The 19,074-nt window shown below is 36.0% G+C and carries 13 protein-coding genes; 4 read left to right on the top strand and 9 right to left on the bottom strand.

The window, feature by feature from the left end:
• Nucleotides 1-15: 15 nt before the first annotated feature.
• The 9 genes from EG348_RS12880 to EG348_RS12840 all read right to left on the bottom strand — a co-directional run bounded on the left by EG348_RS12880 (nucleotide 16) and on the right by EG348_RS12840 (nucleotide 10,943).
• Complete coding sequence (locus EG348_RS12880) at nucleotides 16-441, bottom strand: PepSY-like domain-containing protein (protein WP_027379032.1); 426 nt, start codon at nucleotides 439-441, stop codon at nucleotides 16-18.
• 64 nt (nucleotides 442-505) lie between these two features.
• Nucleotides 506-3,544, bottom strand: coding sequence for an efflux RND transporter permease subunit (locus EG348_RS12875; RefSeq protein ID WP_123983447.1), 3,039 nt, complete (start codon nucleotides 3,542-3,544; stop codon nucleotides 506-508).
• A 4-nt stretch (nucleotides 3,545-3,548) separates the two neighbouring features.
• Nucleotides 3,549-4,475 (bottom strand): efflux RND transporter periplasmic adaptor subunit, encoded by a 927-nt coding sequence (locus tag EG348_RS12870; RefSeq protein ID WP_027379034.1) that lies wholly within the window; start codon nucleotides 4,473-4,475, stop codon nucleotides 3,549-3,551.
• 2 nt (nucleotides 4,476-4,477) lie between these two features.
• On the bottom strand, nucleotides 4,478-5,743 hold the full coding sequence (locus EG348_RS12865) for a TolC family protein (RefSeq protein ID WP_081413925.1): 1,266 nt from the start codon (nucleotides 5,741-5,743) through the stop codon (nucleotides 4,478-4,480).
• 54 nt (nucleotides 5,744-5,797) lie between these two features.
• Nucleotides 5,798-6,469 (bottom strand): phosphatase PAP2 family protein, encoded by a 672-nt coding sequence (locus EG348_RS12860; RefSeq protein WP_027379035.1) that lies wholly within the window; start codon nucleotides 6,467-6,469, stop codon nucleotides 5,798-5,800.
• Between the two features lie 48 nt (nucleotides 6,470-6,517).
• Nucleotides 6,518-8,479, bottom strand: a complete 1,962-nt coding sequence (locus EG348_RS12855) for an LTA synthase family protein (RefSeq protein ID WP_027379036.1) — start codon at nucleotides 8,477-8,479, stop codon at nucleotides 6,518-6,520.
• Complete coding sequence (locus tag EG348_RS12850; RefSeq protein WP_027379037.1) at nucleotides 8,476-8,844, bottom strand: diacylglycerol kinase family protein; 369 nt, start codon at nucleotides 8,842-8,844, stop codon at nucleotides 8,476-8,478. The genes EG348_RS12855 and EG348_RS12850 overlap by 4 nt, the downstream gene beginning before the upstream one ends.
• 129 nt (nucleotides 8,845-8,973) lie before the next feature.
• Nucleotides 8,974-10,260 carry a sensor histidine kinase gene (locus tag EG348_RS12845; protein WP_027379038.1) on the bottom strand — a complete coding sequence of 429 codons (1,287 nt, stop codon included), beginning with the start codon at nucleotides 10,258-10,260 and terminating at the stop codon, nucleotides 8,974-8,976.
• Complete coding sequence (locus EG348_RS12840; RefSeq protein WP_027379039.1) at nucleotides 10,257-10,943, bottom strand: response regulator transcription factor; 687 nt, start codon at nucleotides 10,941-10,943, stop codon at nucleotides 10,257-10,259. Before EG348_RS12840 ends, EG348_RS12845 begins: the two co-directional genes overlap by 4 nt.
• A gap of 526 nt (nucleotides 10,944-11,469) precedes the next feature.
• Between EG348_RS12840 and EG348_RS12835 the strand changes: the two genes are divergently transcribed.
• The 4 genes from EG348_RS12835 to EG348_RS12820 all read left to right on the top strand — a co-directional run bounded on the left by EG348_RS12835 (nucleotide 11,470) and on the right by EG348_RS12820 (nucleotide 18,602).
• Nucleotides 11,470-11,766, top strand: a complete 297-nt coding sequence (locus EG348_RS12835) for a hypothetical protein (protein WP_123983446.1) — start codon at nucleotides 11,470-11,472, stop codon at nucleotides 11,764-11,766.
• A gap of 89 nt (nucleotides 11,767-11,855) precedes the next feature.
• A complete protein-coding gene (locus EG348_RS12830; RefSeq protein WP_027379040.1) occupies nucleotides 11,856-16,223 on the top strand; it encodes a CusA/CzcA family heavy metal efflux RND transporter in 4,368 nt (1,455 codons plus the stop codon).
• The gene (locus tag EG348_RS12825) at nucleotides 16,213-17,475 is read left to right on the top strand and encodes an MFS transporter (RefSeq protein ID WP_123983445.1); all 1,263 of its coding nucleotides are present in this window, start codon (nucleotides 16,213-16,215) and stop codon (nucleotides 17,473-17,475) included. The genes EG348_RS12830 and EG348_RS12825 overlap by 11 nt, the downstream gene beginning before the upstream one ends.
• The gene (locus EG348_RS12820; RefSeq protein WP_034752218.1) at nucleotides 17,472-18,602 is read left to right on the top strand and encodes an efflux RND transporter periplasmic adaptor subunit; all 1,131 of its coding nucleotides are present in this window, start codon (nucleotides 17,472-17,474) and stop codon (nucleotides 18,600-18,602) included. Before EG348_RS12825 ends, EG348_RS12820 begins: the two co-directional genes overlap by 4 nt.
• Nucleotides 18,603-19,074: the final 472 nt, after the last annotated feature.

The following is a 19,074-nucleotide window of genomic DNA, read 5'->3' as shown; positions in this document are numbered from 1 at the left end:
TTTTTCAATCAGATTTTACTCTTTTGCAAGTTTCACAAAGTTACCTTTGGCATCAAACAAAACGTCTCCGCTTTTAACTTCAGCTTCGTACATTACAGAACCATCAGCTTTAGTAATTTTAGAAGCTTCCTTGATTTTGCCTAATTGTTTTTTAGCTACATAAGATGAAGCCATCGCTGGAAGCTGGCTCACTTTAATCTCTGTTTCTTTTTCCTCCCAAACGCCTTGTGCATTGTAGAGAACGCTCATTTCTTCTCCTTTATACTTAAAGCCTGCTTCGTATTTCCCATTTTCTTTTTCCCATTTTGCATCTTTAACTGCAGAAAATTGTTTTTGAAACCCTTTCTGAACTAATGCAGGAATATCCTTCTGTTGAATTTTTTGTGCACTGATGAAACCTACACCAGTAGTCATTGTTAATAGAAATGCTAATTTTTTCATTTTAATTTAATTTTAAATTTGTAGTACAATATTCAGGAACGATTTAGAAGAAATTTTGAACTTTTTATTGATTGTTTATTTCTTCTTGTTTTAAATTGATTTTGTTGAGCAATGTTGGCAAAACAATAAGTAGAAGTGGTAATGCAACGATAAATCCTCCAATAACGGCAATGGCTAAAGGTTGGTGCATTTGTGCTCCCGTTCCTATTCCTAATGCTAAAGGCATTAAAGCGATAATAGCTCCCAAAGCGGTCATTAATTTCGGGCGAAGTCTTGTACTGATGGCATAAATAACGGCTTCTTCTTTGGTTTTTGTAGCTAAACTTTCGTGGAATTGCAAATAAGTAAAAATCGCGTTTTCTCCAATGATTCCGACCATCATAATGAGTCCTGTATAACTTCCTACATTCAATGGCGTGTTGGTTAAATACAATAACAAAATCCCTCCTGAAAGTCCCAAAACAGAAACCAATAAAATGATTAGCGCCACCAAAACGTTCCTGAATAAAAACAGCATCACAGAAAAAACCAATAAGCTGGAAACCACCAAAATAATCAGTAATTCTTTAAAAGATTGCTGCTGTTCTGCATAGGCACCGCCATAAACCACAGAATACCCGCTCGGCAGTTTTATTTTCTGATTGATTTGATTCTGAATTTCCTGAATCGTTCCTCCCAAATTTCCGTTATCCAATCTTGCCGTTACAATTCCTAAAGTCTGTAAATCTTCCCTGTTGACTTCGGCAGAACCGGTGACGACGCTTACAGTTGCAAATTCGCTCAAAGGTTTCAAAGTTCCGTTCGGCAAAGCAATCATACTGTTGTTGATGTCGCTTAAAGACTGATTGCTTTTTTCGTTGTACAATAATCGTATCGGTGTGTACTGAACATTATCAAAGATGTTTCCGGCTACATTTCCATCCAGATTTGCCTGCAATTGGTTCTGAAAATCGGGTAACGAAATATTATATTGCGCTAAAACAGGCAGTTTCGGAGTGACAATCATTGACGGTCCTGCAATGACAATTCCATCAAAAACATCGGCTGTACCATTCACTTTTTTTACAATAGCCGCAATTTTTTGAGAATAATCTTCAATCACTTTCTGGTCTGTCCCAAAAACTTTGATTTCAATTGGCTGAACACTGCTCATCAAATCACCCAACATATCGGTAATTACCTGTCCAAAATCTACGGTCAAAGGCAATCCTGAAGCATCAATTCTTGTACGGATTTCGTCGGTAACTTCATTCGTGGTTTTGCTTCTGTTTTTCTTTAGCTGAATCAAATAATCTCCCCGGTTCGGTTCTGTAATGAAGAATCCCATCTGAGTTCCGGTTCTTCGGCTGTATGCCTGAACTTCGGGCGTGGAAGTGATAATTTTCTCAACTTCCTTCAATTCTCTGTCGGTTTCTTCGAGTGAAGTTCCCGGAGGTGAATTGTAGTCTAAAACAATGCTTCCTTCATCCATATCAGGAAGAAATCCGGTACTGATATTGGGAAGAATAATTGCTGTTAAAACAATTAATATTAAAATAAAACCATAACTGAATAAAGGTTTTCTGATAAAAAACCCCACCCATTTTCTTTCTTTTACATCGTGATGCTGTAGATTTTTTTCTTTTTTCTTGCCTGATGACAAGAGTAAATAAACGATTGGCAATAATATCCAGGTTGCAAAAAATGAACAGATTAATGTGATAATCATCGTGTCGGTCATTACTTTAAAATAAGCTCCGGCAACACCGCTCATCAGCATAAATGGCAAGAAAATCACAATCGTGCTAAGTGACGAACCAATCATTGCCTTCAACAGATAATTAATCGCTTTTTGAACCAAAGTTTTTGAAGATTCTTTGGGGTGTTCCTCGTGGGTTCTATGGATTTGTTCGACGACCACAATCGCATCATCAATAATTAATCCTATGGCAGCGGCAATTGCTCCCAACGTCATAATATTGAACGTCTGTCCCATCGTATAGAGAGCAAGCATTGTAAGACTTAACGTAATCGGAATTGTTATTAAAATAACCGCACTTGCCTTCCAAGAACGAAGGAAAATAATTGCTACGATAATTGCTAAAACCAGCCCTATCCACAAAGCATCTGTTACACTTTTAATAGAATCATTCACAAAATCTGCCTGAACGTAATACGGTTTTAAAGCAATATCTTTCGGTAAGGTTTTTTGCAATTCGGCAATTTTTGCTTCCATTGCTTTACTTAAATCCACCACATTTGCGTTGGGCTGTTGTATCACTGCAATCAAGATACTTTCCTGTCCGTTGGCATTGACTTTAATATATTGTTTTGCGTTGTGAACATTAATTTGGGCAATATCACTCAGCAAAATGATTCGGTTTCCATTATTGCTTACGACCAAATTTTTCAACTGACCTTCATTACGAATCTGAGCATCAGTAAGTGTTAAATAGAGATAGCGAAAATCTGAGGAGTATCCGTTTGATTTAATGAAATTAGTATTATTAATCGCCTGTTCCACTAAAGCAGGCGTAATTCCCAATCTCGCCATCATCGCCTGATTCATCACCACTCGGAATTCTTTGTCTTGTCCGCCGATAATTCTCACTTCACTTACGCCGGGCACTTGTGAGAGAAAAGGTTTGATGGTGTAAAGTGCCAATTGTTTCAACTCAATCGGGTCTTTTGAAGTTGAATTCAATGAATATCCCATCACCGGAAGGATGGACGGATTCATTTTTTCAACTACGATATTGACATCTGCTGGCAAATGATTTCTTACTTGATTTATATTGCTTTCAATCTGTTGTTTAGCCAAATCTACATCCACATTCCACGACATAAATGCAGAAATTTCGCAGCTTCCTCTGCTGGTTGTACTTTTCAAAACTTCCAAATCCGGCACTCTTTTCACCGCATCTTCCAACACTTTGGTTACGCCTACTGTCATTTGATTGACGGGTTGTTGTCCGGCATCGGCAATGACTTTTATTTTCGGAAAAGTAATCTGCGGAAATAATGCCGACTGAATTTTAGTGTAAGAAAAAATACCGCTCGCAAGGATTAAGAAAATTAATACAAGCAAAGGGCTTTTATAGGTTACAAAAAAGGATTTTTTCATAAGGTTAGGGTTTTTGTATTTTCACGGTTGCGGTATTACTCAATCCGAAATTTCCTGAGAAAATCACTCTGTCTTTCGTAGTCAAATTGCCGGATTTTATCTGAATATATTTATCCGTTTCCACCCCTTTTGTAATGTCTGTTTTTACGGCTGTCGTGTCATTGATTAATTTCATCACCCAAAAAGAAGACTGGGTTTCATCACTCAAAACTGCCATTTTTGGAACAGAAAGTCCATAAGCGGAAGTTTTGGAAAAGCTGATCGTACCAATCAGATTTTCAGGAATATTGTTAATGGGAACTTGTAAAAGCACTTTCACAGTTTGAGAAATAGCATCAACAGAAGGCATTACTTTTGCGATTCTTCCCTGCAAAACCGTATTGTCGGGCAAAGTGATTGGTAAAGAACCTTTACTTTTGATGATTTGAAGATATTCATAAGGTACATCGACCACAAAGCCGAAACTGCTCGCATCGGTAATCGTTGCCAGAACTTCCCCGTCCTGAACATAATCTCCGATTTGATGATTCAGCATTGCGACATAACCTGTTGCAGGACTTGTCACCGTTGTTGCTCCGTTGAAACGAAAAGATTTATCTAATTTATTGATGGTATTTCCCAATGCTCTTGCTTCTTTGGTCTGCAATCCGAAAAGTACCGAACCTTTTCCGACACGGTCTGCCAGTTTGATGGTCATTTTTGTGATATAACCTGTACTGTTCGCTTTTACATCAGATTTTAACAAATAAGCTGCCGTTGCATTTAGTGTTATTACATTGTTGAGTTGAGCTGTATCAGACGGATAGGCAACCGTAACCAATGTTTTGGGTTTTGCATCTGTCGTAGGTGTTTCTGTAGGAACCGTTTCACTCGTTTTATTACAACTGAAAACAACAAGAGAGACTATGATGAATAATATTATTTTTTCCATAATTACTGAATAATTAAATATTGCAATTGGTTTTTCAGGTTGAATAAAGTCGTATTGTACTGAATGATATTTCCTTTAAGACTCAATAAATTATTGATTGAAAGAATAAAATCCACCATTCTTACATCTCCCGTAGGAAGCTGTTTGGCATTGGCTTCAACCAAAGTTCTGGCATAAGTCGTTTGTTCATTAGCGGTATTAATTATCCTATTATACTGCTCAATCTGACTGTTAATCTGGAACATCATCTGTTGATATTGTCTTTGTGTTTGCTCAAGATATTTTTGACGGGTTTGCAGTGATAATTGATTTTGCTGCAACAACATTTTTTTCTGATGACCATCATAAATCGGAATTGTAACCCCAACGCCTACACTCAATCCAAAATTTTTATAAGGAGTTGTTATAAACGAAGACTGATAACCGCTATCCGAAAATGTTGTGATTTTTGGTTTGTAATTGTATTGGATTATTTTGGCGTCGTTAGCTAATTTTAAACTATCTGCCTGAAAAGCCTTTTGATACATACTTTTGTCAAAAGAAGTAGAATTCAGTTTTTCAGTAAAATATGGAGCTTCAACAGGCTCGAAAGTATCATCTATAATTCCAGACAAGTAATTGAGTAATGCATAATTATTTTGCCAATCAGCTTTTTGCTGTTCCAATGTGAGTTCGTTTTGTTGAAGGACAACTTTAAAGGTTAGATAATCCGTTTGTTTGAAAACCGCAGCCTGAGTCAATTTTTTCAAAACAATATCTTCCTGATTCAGCAAATGAATAATTTCCTTGCTTACATTATATTGTTGCTGACTCGCGTAAGTCGTAATATATTGGTCGGTAATCTGTTTATTAAGCGTTTGAAGACTGATATTTTTCTGGGCTAAAACCTGTGCAATACTTGCATTAACACCGATAAGTCTCGTATTCAGATTATTCCGGCTGATGAATTCTTTGGCAACTCTTACGCTTGCAAAAAGCGATTGTCCGTTTGTCAGCGCGCTGTCATAGCCCCAACCTTTAATATTGGGGGAATATCCCACTGTTCCCTCTCCGGTTACAATGAATCCGTAAGTTGCTCTTAACTTTAAACTGTCGATTCGATTTGATAGTACCTGGTTGTTGAAATCATTTAAAACAGGACTGTTCGTTTTTGCTGTTTCAAGAAAATAAGACAATGTATTTTTTGACTGCCCACTAATCTTACAACAAAAAATAAAGAATAATGAAAGTAGAAAACCACGAATGAGATATGCACGCAAAGTATCCATATTCTATTAATTATATGGTAAAGGTGAGATTTGATTTAGAAGAAATTTTGAATTTTAATTTATATTTTTCGGAATATCCCTGTCGTTTTTGAGGTAAAAATACCCCATAATCAAAACACAGAAAACGCCTAAGATAAATCCTCCCAAAACATCTGTAAACCAATGCGAACCAAGATAAACCCTTGAAACAGCTCCGAAGAAAATCACAGAAAGACAAATGATAATCAAAAATAATTTGACCTTATATTTGATATTTTTTAAATAAAGAATAATCAATATTAATGTACCAAAAAATACAGTATAAAACAAAACGTGACCGCTGGGAAAGCTTTGATATTTAGTTTCTTCTAAAAGGACAACTAAATCTTGGGACGGGCGGGGTCTGTTGATCAGCATTTTTAGTCCTAACCCTAAAACACCTGATAAAAGCGTTGATAAAAGCAGAACAGTTTCTTTTTTATAGCCCAAAATCAGAAAAAAAAGTGAAGTTAATCCCACCATTATAACCGACACCGTCGTTCTTCCAAAGTAACTAAGCCAGATCATTATGGTGTTAAGATACGGCGTCTGCTTTTCCTGTATTTCCTCTGAAATATGGATATCCAGATATTCTAGTGGCAGAAAAAAAACAAGACAGCTTAATGTTACAAATACAATTAATAGAGTAATAAGCGTCGCACGAAACAAAAGCCTTTTCTTGCTTTTCAGAAAAGTTATTAATCTCATAGTTCAGGAATTTATTGATAAAAAATAATAGCCCAATTCCGGCTGTTTTTATTTAGCTTTCATTTTACCATTTTTAAATCTCACACTTGCTGTCTGATAATAAGAAATGGTTTGATAGGCCAATTCCTGATTTTTTGTTTTTATTTCTGACAAGGTCTGTTTTTCATTTCCTGAAACTCCAAACTGTTTTAACCTTTTTCTATCGTCAATCTGTGTGAAGACATTTCCTTTCAGCATTCCCAAAGTTCTGTAATTGCCAATAAAAGCTCTTTCATCTCCAACTTTCATTTGATTGATGTCTTTTCCGTAAAGACTTGTGTTGTAATTCCAACCGAGATATCCGAATAAAGTCGGCATCAAATCGATCTGTGAAGTTAAACGATCAATTCTTGTTGGTTGTTGCTGTGGAAGATTATAAATAATTGCAGGAATGTGATGTCTGTCGATATTGATCTCCCACTTCCCGGCACTGCTTGCACAATGGTCTGCAACTATAACGAATACGGTATTTTTAAACCAGGGTTTTGTCTTCGCATCCGCAATGAACTTTCCTAAAGCATAATCTGTATATTTCACGGCAGCATTTCTATCACCTTGCGGAAGGTCGATCTTTCCTGCTGGGAAAGTGTAAGGTTTGTGGTTGGAAGTGGTCATTACAAACTGAAAAAACGGTTTGTTTGCTTTAGCGCTTTTATCAGCGTATTTGATAGATTGATTATAAAGATCTTCATCACAGATTCCCCAGGCATTTTCAAATTTCACTTCGTTATCAGGAATTGCAAATCTTTGTGTTTTAATCTCGTCTGCTAAAGGATTACCTCTGTTTCTGTCAACAATATCAAATCCCTGTCCACCAAAAAAGGTATTCATATTATCAAAATAACCATCGCCGCCATAAATAAAATAGGGCTGATAATCTTTTGATTTTACAATTGTAGAAACGGAAAATAAATTCTGATTATTAGGTCTTCTTACGATGCTATTTCCCGGTGTTGGCGGAACAGATAATGTTAAAGCTTCCATCCCGCGAACGGTTCTTGTTCCTGTTGCATACAGATTTGTAAAGAAAATACTTTCATTCGACAACTTTTCATAGTTGGGCGTAAGATGATCTTTATTGCCAAATTCTGTCAGAAAATCTGCGCTGAAACTTTCTATGGCAATAAGGATGAGATTAGGTTTTTGTTCATTATTTCCTATGGTGAGCCTTGATATATCATCATATTTTGCGGTTGTATATTTTTGATTTTCCTGTAAAAGATTCTTCTTAACTATTGAATAAGCTTCTTTTTCCGATAGTTTCGGGTAGAAGGTTTCATAATCAAGCTCGTTTGATTTGAAGGCAGTTACAAAAGAAAAAGCACCGTTTTTCCCCAATTCATTTACCACCAAATTATTACTGAAATCCGCCTGCTTGTTTTTCATCACCAAGCCTAAAATAATGGCAATTGCCAAAACCGGAAGTGAATAAAATAAACGATTACTGATAGAATTCTTATCAGAAAAAGTGTTTTTGAAGATATTCAGTTTTTTAAATAAAACAAACGTAAGAACAATCAATCCTACCAAAACAACAGCAATCACAGGTAAAGGATAAGACTGATTGATGTTTTCGACAACTTCATAAGTGTAAATAAGATAATCTACCGCAATGAAATTGAACCTCACCCCAAACTCATCCCAAAAAGGTATTTCTGCCAAAAGGCTAAAATAAATAATAATGAAAATCAAGCTTAGATAAAAATAGGTGATGATTTTATCAAACAAAGATCCGATCCATCTTTTCGGAAAGATCAAAAGATAAAAGGCGTAAAATGCCAAAAATAAAGAACCCATCGTCAGGTCAAATAAGAACCCTGTGAAAAAAGCCCGCAAAATATGTAGGAAATTAAGCTCAAGATCTTTTAAAGACCAGATCAGTAATATTATCCTAATTACAAATGCCAAAAAAATATATAGACTCAGAATACTAAACAGTGCTGAAAATCTGCCATTGAATAACTTTTTCATAAGTAAGGATAATAGATTAGAGTGAGTAAAATTAAAACTGAGATCACAGCAAATGTCATAGCTCCGGAAGCGATGTCTTTTACAAAACCGATTTTTTTATGATATTCCGGATGAACGAAATCGCAGAGTTTTTCCACTGCAGTATTAAGGCTTTCTGCCGTGAGAATAAGTCCAAAGCCAAGTATCTGAAACATCCACTCAACTTTTGTGATTTTAAAATAGAAGCCTAAAACAACGAAAACAACCCCGATGAAAGACTGTGTCATTATCGAATGTTCCGTTTTCAGCAAAAGAAAAGCACCTTTAAAAGTGTATGTAAGGCTTTTTGCTCTTCCTTTTAAAAAGCCATCATTAACATTTTTCATATCAATGATTTGAAATTTGGGAAGAAATTTTTATTGAAGGTCGTTTTGCACTTATAAGTATAGAAGAACGTTTGCATAAATTAAATTATGCAGCAAAACTAAAAGTGAATTTAGAAGAAATTTTGAATTTTACAGTTTTACTGAAAAAATATGCAAATTATTTTCAAATTTATAACTGATCGTCCAATGATGGAATTTGCAAATCTCACTGATGATGGCTAATCCCAAACCACTTCCGCTATTCTCAGCGGAAAGCTTCGAAAATCTTTTAAATAGAAGATCTGTATTTAATTTTTCACTTCCGGAATTCGCAACTTCAAATACTGAATTTGTCAATTTCACCGATATTGCTCCGTCACGTGAAGTATGACGAATTGCATTTAAAATTAGGTTACTGATAAGAACTTCTGTCAGCCCGCTATTGCCAATCATCTCAACGTCAGAAGAAATATTCTCTACGACGGATATATTTTTTTGCTCAAAATGTTCATTAAAAATATCCATATTTTGGTGCAATATCTCATCAAACTGAATGCTTTCAGAATTATCGAATTGACTGTTATCTATTTTTGCTAATAACAAAAGATTTTTATTAATTCTTGAACTTCTCGTTAAAGCTTTGTTCATTTCCTCGGCAATGTTGTACTGCTTTTCGGTCAGGTTTGCATCTTGAAGTAAAAGATCAAGCTTATTTTTCAAGATGGCCAACGGAGTCTGTAATTCGTGCGATGCATTTTCAGTAAACTCTTTTTGTGTTTTATACACGGATATATTGTGTGCAATCAATTTTCTTAGTGATTGGTTTAACTCTTCAAATTCTGTGGTATCTGTCTTGTCAAATTCAATCTGCGTTTGTGTGTTTAAATTAAAATTCTTCAATTGATCAAGTGTCTCTCTAAATGGCTTCCAGATGGTTTTAGATAATCTTCTATTCAAAATAAACAATCCAGTGACAATTAAAAGAAAAAAGAATAATGTAATAGCACCGATGATCATCACAGTACCTTCTGTCTCCTCAATATTGGTCTCTATCGTAAAAAGATATGGTTCATTTTTTATGTAAATAATTTTTTTCAGACATCGGTAGCGCTCAATCGTGGCATCAGCAGAAAAAGGTTTGTATTTTTCTGTTGTGAAAATCGAATCTTTTTTTAAATTATTCCCAGGTAATTTTTCAATATTAGTTCCCGGCTGAATCTGCTTCCAAAGAGCGATACTACGTTGTATTTCTTCTTTAGAAGCATTCATTTTGTTAAATTCGTATCCTGTTTTTTCTGCAACAATCTCATTGTGCTCATCAAGTTCCTCCTGCCATATTGCATCCACTACAAAATAATAAACAGGGATACTGAAAACGAGAACAATCATTACAAAAATCAAAAAAGGTCTTGTGGTTTTACTTAAAAGTGGCTTCATAATTTATAGATATTTTCCCATTTATATCCTGTACCATAAACTGTTTTCAAGTAATGGTCACAGCCTGCTTCATATAATTTCTTTTTAAGATTCTTGACGTGAGCATAGACAAAATCGTGATTATCCAGCATATCCGCAAAATCACCGGAGAGATGTTCCGCCAATGTACTTTTGGAAATTACCTTATTTTTATTGCCGATAAAATAAAGCAGCAAATCAAATTCTTTTTTTGTCAGAATAATTGTTTTATTATTAATAGTAACAGTTTTTGCTAAAAGATCTATCTGCAATTCATTCTGTGTGATGACATTCGAATTATTGAATTGTTTTCTTCTGATAATTGAATAGATCCTTGCCATCAGTTCTGAAAGGTGAAATGGTTTCGTAAGATAATCGTCTGCCCCTAACTGCAAACCTTTTATCTTATCATCCAAAGCATTTTTAGCAGAAATGATAATGACGCCATCCTGTTTATTCTGTCTTTTTAATTCTTCTAAAATGACAAGTCCATTGCCGTCAGGGAGCATAATATCCAACAGTATGCAATCATACTGGAACGTTTCTATTTTCTCCATTGCTTCGCTGAATGTGGGTGCAAATTCACATATATAATTTTCTCCCGAAAGATATTCGGAGATACTTTTAGCAAGCTCGGTTTCGTCTTCTATGATCAGGATTTTCATTTTGCTAATTTACATTTTGAATTTCGAAGAAATTTTGAATTATAACTTTTTGGACTTACTTTTTTGCGACCAATTTTACACACTTATCGATGCGATATTTAGTAACATAATGCCAACGCTAATATATTAGGATATAAGTACTCAGAATAATTAACTTCCATATATTTAGCATTTAGTATTTGAAGACAAAGCTATTATTCTTTATTGTTTAAGCCCTGATTCAAATAATTTACAATACCACTAATATTAGGTAACAATACCAAACTTGAGTGATTCAATGTGTTATTAATTGTAAATACAAAAGATGATTATAATTGATACTGAAAAACAAAAATATAATTAGAACTTTTTCTTCATGAGCTTCTAATATAAAATTTTCCGAAAAATTTACCTTAATCTATATTTGTTTTTATAAATTTGCGAAGTGAAAGGAGCCTTATCAATATTTTTTCTCATTATATTCCTGTCTACTAGCAGTATAGGAAACCAGCTCTTGAAACTACCTGATCTCGTACAGCATTTCGTTATGCATCACAATGATGGAGAGGCTGAAGATCATGATTCTTCGTTCATCGAATTTTTAAAAGAACATTATTCTTACAACAGTACACATAATAATTTAGCACAGCACAGCCACAAAAATTTACCTTTTAAAACTTTTGATGCTCATGCTCCCCATATTGCAGTATTTTATTTTCAATTGAATACCTTCTCATTTTTAAATAGTATTCCTGTAAGTAAGGAAAAGCCTGTTTCATATACTAATTCCTTTGTTGCATCTGCCCATTTAGAGGGTATTTGGCAACCCCCTCGTTTTTGTTAATCATTTGACATTCTCAAAGGTTTTTCTTTTGGGTATTTGTGCGTCCGGCTTCCGTCGGTACGTATGTTTAATGCTTAACAAATTAAAATATGCTAAATAGAATAATTGAGTTTTCAATTAAGAATAAACTCATTATCGGGCTCTTTATATTAGCCTTAATTGGCTATGGTATTTATGAAGTAAAAAAACTTCCCATAGACGCAGTTCCTGATATTACAGATAACCAGGTGCAAGTAATTACTATCGCACCATCTCTAGGCGCTCCGGATGTGGAGCGACTGATCACATTCCCAATCGAACAGGTAAATAACAATATTCCCGGATTGAAATCTCTTCGTAGTTTTTCAAGATTTGGTCTTTCAGTGGTGACCATCGTCTTCGATGATGATACTGATATTTACTGGGCAAGACAGCAGGTTTCCGAAAGACTTCAGCAAGTACAGGATGAAATCCCAAAAGGTTTCGGAACACCCACTCTTGCTCCAGTCACTACCGGTCTTGGAGAAATTTATCAATATTCTGTACGTCCTAAAAAAGGTTATGAAGGAAAATATGATGCAATGGAACTTCGTACCATTCAGGACTGGATTGTTCGGCGTCAGCTTGTTGGAGTTAAAGGTGTTGCAGAGGTGAGCAGTTTCGGCGGTTTATTGAAACAATATGAAATTGCAGTTGATCCTTCACGATTAAAAGCCAATAATATTTCTATAAGTGATGTGTTTAAGGCTTTGGAAAACAACAATCAGAATACGGGAGGAGCCTATATTGAAAAAGGTCCTACTGCTCTATTTATCCGAAGTGAAGGTCTTGTAGGGAATATGGAAGATATACAGAATATTGTAATTAAAAATCTTTCCAACGGAATTCCATTACTCGTTCGTGACATTGCACAAGTTAAATATGGTAGTGCTACAAGATACGGAGCAATGACCTATAATGGACAGCAGCAGGTTTCCGGAGCAGTTGTAATGATGCTGAAAGGAGCTAACAGTAATGAAGTTATCAAAAACATAAAAAATAAAATCGATCTGATTCAGAAAACACTTCCCGAAGGTGTAGAGATCGATCCTTTCCTAGACCGTACGAAAATGGTTGACAACTCAATCAGTACAGTAACTAAAAACCTGATTGAGGGAGCTCTAATTGTTGTATTTGTTTTAGTTTTCTTTTTAGGGAGTATGCGTGCTGGTCTCATTGTCGCATCTGTTATCCCCTTATCTATGATCTTCGCAGTCATTTTGATGAATGCTTTCGGTGTCAGTGGAAACTTGATGAGTTTAGGTGCCTTAGATTTCGGTCTTATCGTTGACGGAGCTGTTATTATTGTAGAGGCCGTTATGCATCGGATAAGACATTCCAAAGCGTACGCCGGAATAGATGTCCTTTCTCAAAAGCAGATGGATGCGGAAGTGCTAAGTACCTCCACACGAATGAGAAATGCTGCGGTTTTTGGCGAGGCGATCATTCTGATCGTTTATCTTCCCATTTTTGCATTGAAGGGTATTGAAGGAAAAATGTTTACCCCAATGGCTCAGACTGTAGCCTTCGCATTAGCCGGAGCTTTTGTATTGTCACTGACGTACATTCCGATGATGACAGCATTGTTTTTGAGCAAGAAAGTCCAGGTTAAAGAAAATTTATCGGATAGAATTATGGCTAAACTTGAGAACTTTTACAGACGGATGCTGGAAAAGGTTTTACGAATTCCAAAAGCTATTTTGATATCAGTTGTTGCTTTGTTTGCTGTGGCAATACTTATTTTATCTTCATTAGGCGGGGAATTTATTCCATCTTTACCTGAAGGTGATTTTGCTGTAGAAACCCGCGTATTACCTGGAAGCAATGTCAACACATCTATTGAGGCTGTTTCAAAAGGCTCAAAAATTATACTGGAAAAATTTCCTGAGGTAGAAAAAGTGGTGGGAAAAACAGGGAGCAGCGAGGTTCCGACCGATCCCATGCCTATAGATGCCACCGATATGATGATTATTCTCAAAGACCGAAAAGATTGGACATCCGCTGATTCGTACGAAGAATTGGAAGAAAAGATGGCCAAAGAATTAGAGGCAGTTCCCGGTGTTACATTTAGTTTTCAGTACCCTGTTGCGATGCGTTTTAATGAATTAATCTCCGGTGCTAGACAGGATGTAGTTTGTAAAATATTTGGTGAAGATCTTGACACCCTGTCTGTCTACGCTAATAAATTAGGCAAAATTGTAAGTTCTGTGCAAGGAAGCAGCGGTGTTTATGTGGAAGCCGTCACCGGTATGCCCCAAATTGTAATTAAACTTAACCGTGCAACTATTGCTCAGTATGGACTTAATATTAGCGATGTAAACCAAGTCATCAATTCCGCTTTTGCAGGAGCAGTTGGTGGAACAGTCTATGAAGGAGAAAAGCGGTTTGACCTAGTGGTAAGATTAGCGGGCGATAAAAGACAAGGGCTAGAAGATGTTCAAAACCTGCTTATTGCCACCCCAAGAGGAGAACAAATTCCTTTGAGTCTTGTTGCAGATGTAAATATTATAGAAGGTCCAAATCAGATACAAAGAGAAAATTCTCAACGCAGGATCATTGTAGGATTTAATGTAAGAGGTCGTGATGTGCAGAGTATGGTTCAGGAATTACAGGATAAAGTGGACAAACAGATTAAACTTCCGCCTGGCTATTTCGTGACGTATGGTGGTGCGTTTGAAAATTTACAGGAAGCAAAATCACGATTATATATTGCGGTTCCTGTGGCTTTAATACTTATTCTTATTCTATTATATTTTGCTTTCAATTCGATGAAACAAGCTTTTCTGATCTACACAGCCATCCCGCTTTCGGCAATAGGAGGTGTTTTTGCGTTAGCTTTTCGAGGAATGCCTTTCAGTATTTCTGCCGGAATAGGCTTTATTGCGCTATTTGGTGTGGCAGTATTAAATGGTATTGTCCTTATTTCTGAATTCAACAGATTGAGAAAAGAAGGAAAGACAGATCTTCGGGAAATCGTGCTTGAAGGGACTAAGGTCCGTTTAAGACCTGTGCTAATGACGGCTTTTGTTGCCTCATTGGGATTCTTGCCAATGGCGTTGAGTACCGGAGAAGGTGCAGAAGTACAAAAACCTTTGGCAACAGTAGTTATCGGTGGTCTTATGGTGGCTACTTTTCTTACACTCTTTGTATTACCAATTCTTTATATTATGATAGAAAAAAAGAAATTTACATTCAAGATCAAAACAGGAAAAACATTGCTTCTTGCATTCCTTTTTGCAGGAGCTTTAAGTTTAAATGCGCAGTCTTCCATCTCTTTAAAAGAAGCTACGGAGATAGCATTGCAACATAATTTATCCGTAAAGAGCGAAAAATTAAGGAGCGACTACAATAAACTGCTTATTAAGTCGAGCGCGATTATCCCGGCAACGAATGCAAGTGCTGAGATCGGACAGATCAATAGTTTTTATTCTGATGTCAGATTAGGGGTTTCCCAATCGGTCAATTTTCCAAAAGTTTATTCGGCCAATAAAAATCTTTTAACAGAGGTTTGGAAGAACAGTGTCTTGAGCGTAGGGGTGAAAGAAAAACAGCTTCGTAAAAATGTTGCCCAGGTTTACTACAATATGGTTTATCTATTGCAGAAGAAAAGTTTATTGCAGGAAAATGACAAGCTGTATGCCGAATTTCTAAACAAGGCCAATCTCCGTTTTAAAGTTGGTGAAAGTAATGTTCTTGAACAGACAACCGCTGAAAATCAGCGTGGTCAGATTGCAGTTCAGTTAAAACAACTCGAAAGAGATTTGGAAATTTCCCAGCTTCAATTCCAGTTATTATTGAATACGGAAGTTCTTTACAGTCCTGATGTTAGCGACAATACTTTATTACAGCAGACAGCTCTTGATAATATTGCCATTGCAGAACATCCCTATCTTCAATATTTAAAGCAGAAAAAAGATATTTTGGTTGCCGAAACAGAAGTAGAAAAAAGTAAATTATTGCCAAGCCTTTCCTTAGGATATAATATTATGGGAATGAAAGGAATGGGAGCCGACAATAAAGAATATAACAGCACACCACGTTTTCAATCAGTGGTAATTGGTGTAGGTATTCCGATATTCAACGGAGGACAGAAAGCGAAAATTAAAGCATCAGAAGCGAACCAGCTTGTTGCTGCAACGGAGTATGAATACAACCTCAAGAATTTCGAGATCAATTATCAATCTTCTTTTATCGACTTCCAAAAGTATAATGAAGTTGTAGATTATTACCAGAATACAGGACTAAAACATGTAGCTACCATCAATTCTACTGCGAAGAAACAATTTTTAGGCGGCGATATCGACTATCTTCAATGGGTGATCCTGACCAATCAGGCTATCGAAATTCAGAACCAGTATATCGAGGCATTAAAAAACCGCAACAACAGTCTGATCGAAATTAATTCTTACGATCCAAAATTCAACAACAATGGAAAATAAAGATAAAAGAACCTTTGTTCAAAAGTTAACAGAGCCTTTTATGGCACTGAAAAACAAGACTTTTGCAAAACTATATATGGCACAGACGATAAGTCTTATCGGAGATGCTTTCACATGGGTGGGGCTGGCTCTACTGGCTTATCAATTCGGGAAAGAACGTTCTGCTATCATATTGGCAAGCGCGCTGACGTTAAGGGTAACGGCATTTATCATTTTTTCTCCTTTTGCAGGTGTATTAGCGGATAGGATATCACGAAAAAAAATATTATATGTTACCCATTTTATCAGGATGGGAATCGTCTGCTGCCCGCCTTTTATAACGCAGGAATGGCAGATCTACGTATTGGTATTTTTTCTGAATGTATTCAACGCATTCTTTACCCCGACCTACCGAACAGTCATTCCTCAGGTTGTTGATGGTAAATATTACCGTGAGGCCGTTGGTCTTTCCACTGCAACCTATCAATTATTGGGGATCTTAGGTCCTGCATTGGCTGGTGTTGTTGCGACCTGGCTTGGAGCACGGGATATTTTCATTGTAGATGGCATCACCTTTATCATTGCAGCAGTATTCATTCTTTCAATTCCTGCATCTGCATTACAGAAGGGTGTTACCGGCGGGTCTGAAAATTCAAATACCTGGGGAAATGTCTGGAAGGGCATAAGGTTACTATTTGGAAATAAGATCTTACGTTTCGCCCTAAGCATCGAATTTGTATCGTCGCTTGCAGGAGCAATGATATTGGTCAATACGATCGGATATGTGAAATCATCGCTCCTTCTGGAAGATAAGTACTATGGATGGGTGATGGCTGGTTTTGGGGTCGGTGCTTCTATTTCTGCATTTATTGCAGGAAGTTTTGACCGCTCGAAAACCAGGGCTTTATCTCTAATTGCAGGTGTATTTCTATTAGGGCTGGCAGTAAGCTTTGCAAACTGGACATCATTCAATGTCCTGATTGTCTTGTGGATTTTTGCAGGTTTGGGACAAAGCCTTGCAGAGATGCCATCAGAAACGCTCATTGCTGAAAATATTTCCCATGAAAATCAAGGCAAGGTTTACGGGTCTCACTTTGCGTTTTCACATCTTTGGTGGGCTATTGCTTATCCTATCGCAGGATTTCTAGGTGCAAATTTTCCTCAGAAAGAATTTTTATACGGAGGAATATTGACCATAGTCTTCGCCATCATTGCAATTGTGGTTTTCAAACCATCATTTAAAATTAATTCAAAATCAAACAATTCATTATGAACAGATTAATGCTCATCATATGCACAGCACTCCTTCTAAATTCTTGTACAGGTAAAAAAGAAGAAGAACAGAAAGAAGATGTGGCGGTAAAAACGGAAAATAATATGGTTACTCTTACGGATGCACAATATAAGAATGCAGGTATTGAAGTTGGGACCATTGGAAATCAAAACATTTCTTCAAAATTAAAAGTTAACGGGAAGATCGATGTACCACCGCAAAATAAAGTTTCGGTAAGCGTGCCTTTGGGAGGATACCTGAAATACACACGACTTCTACCGGGAATGCAGGTCTCCAAAGGACAGGTAATAGCAGTGATCGAAGACCCTCAGTATATCCAGATCCAACAGGATTATCTTGTAGCCAAAGCCCAGTACTCCTATAATAATAGCGAATACAACAGACAAAAACAGTTGAATGTAAGCAAGGCAACAAGTGATAAAGTGTATGAGCAGACTAGATCCAATTATCAGATGCAAAATGTTCTGGTAAAGGCATTAGAGCAGAAACTAAGATTGATTGGTATTAACCCAAACGGTTTGACAGCGAATAACATTACAAAAAGCATCAATATATATTCTCCAATTAACGGTTTTGTTTCGGCTGTCAATGTGAATATTGGAAAATATGTCAATCCTACTGAAGTTTTATTTGAGCTGGTAAATCCTACCGATATCCACTTGGCACTTGATGTTTATGAAAAGGATATAGACCAACTTTCAGTAGGGCAAACTGTACTGGCATATACCAATACGGATCCTGATAAAAAATACAGTACAAAAATCATCTTGATCAGTAAAAATGTTTCTACTGATAATACCGTTGAAGTTCATTGTCATTTTGATAATTACGACAAAGGGCTTATCCCGGGGATGTATATGAATGCTGATATCGAAACCGAAGCAAGCAACGCCTCTGCGTTACCAAATGATGCCATTGTACGGTTTGAAAATAAATATTACATTTTTGAGGTCAAAGGCAAAAATAGGTTTGAGATGAGAGAAGTTAAAACCGGAACCTCTGAAAACAATTATACCGAAATATTACAGAAGGACCTTGGAGGTAAACGGTTTGTAACAAAAGGTGCCTATAACTTGTTAATGGCTCTGAAGAATACAGAAGATTAGTTTGATTTTAAATAAAAGTTTTAAACGAACTGCCACAAAATGTTAGACTATTTTTTTGGCAGTTTTTATTTATAGTAATATAGAAAATATAGAATCCCTATGTGATAATAATCGTATATGTCCAGTTCTCTTGCAGTTATAATTTTTCTGCCTGATGGAATACTATGATTACAGCTCAACTCATTTGTCAAATAATCCTATTATGTATCTAACTGATTTCCCCCAGTATGAGAAGAAATTCTAATAAAAATAACAATAACTCAATCTTATTTATTTTTATTAAAAATTCTGAGTCGAAATAAAGTATTAAAACTACTCAAGAATAGGTATTCGAAATTTATTCGCAACAAAAATTAATTAAATTTGAATTATATTTTTTATCAATTTAGAAAAAAATGAGTTTCAAGTTTTCATCCTTTTTGAAAAAAAGCTAGATCGTCTTTGATACAAATTTTCAATTTGTATCAAAGAC

The organism is Chryseobacterium sp. G0201, from assembly GCF_003815655.1.
Classification (GTDB): Bacteria; Bacteroidota; Bacteroidia; order Flavobacteriales; family Weeksellaceae; genus Chryseobacterium.
The sequence above is the reverse complement of the archived record's forward strand: the minus strand, read 5'-3'. Positions and strand labels throughout refer to the sequence as shown.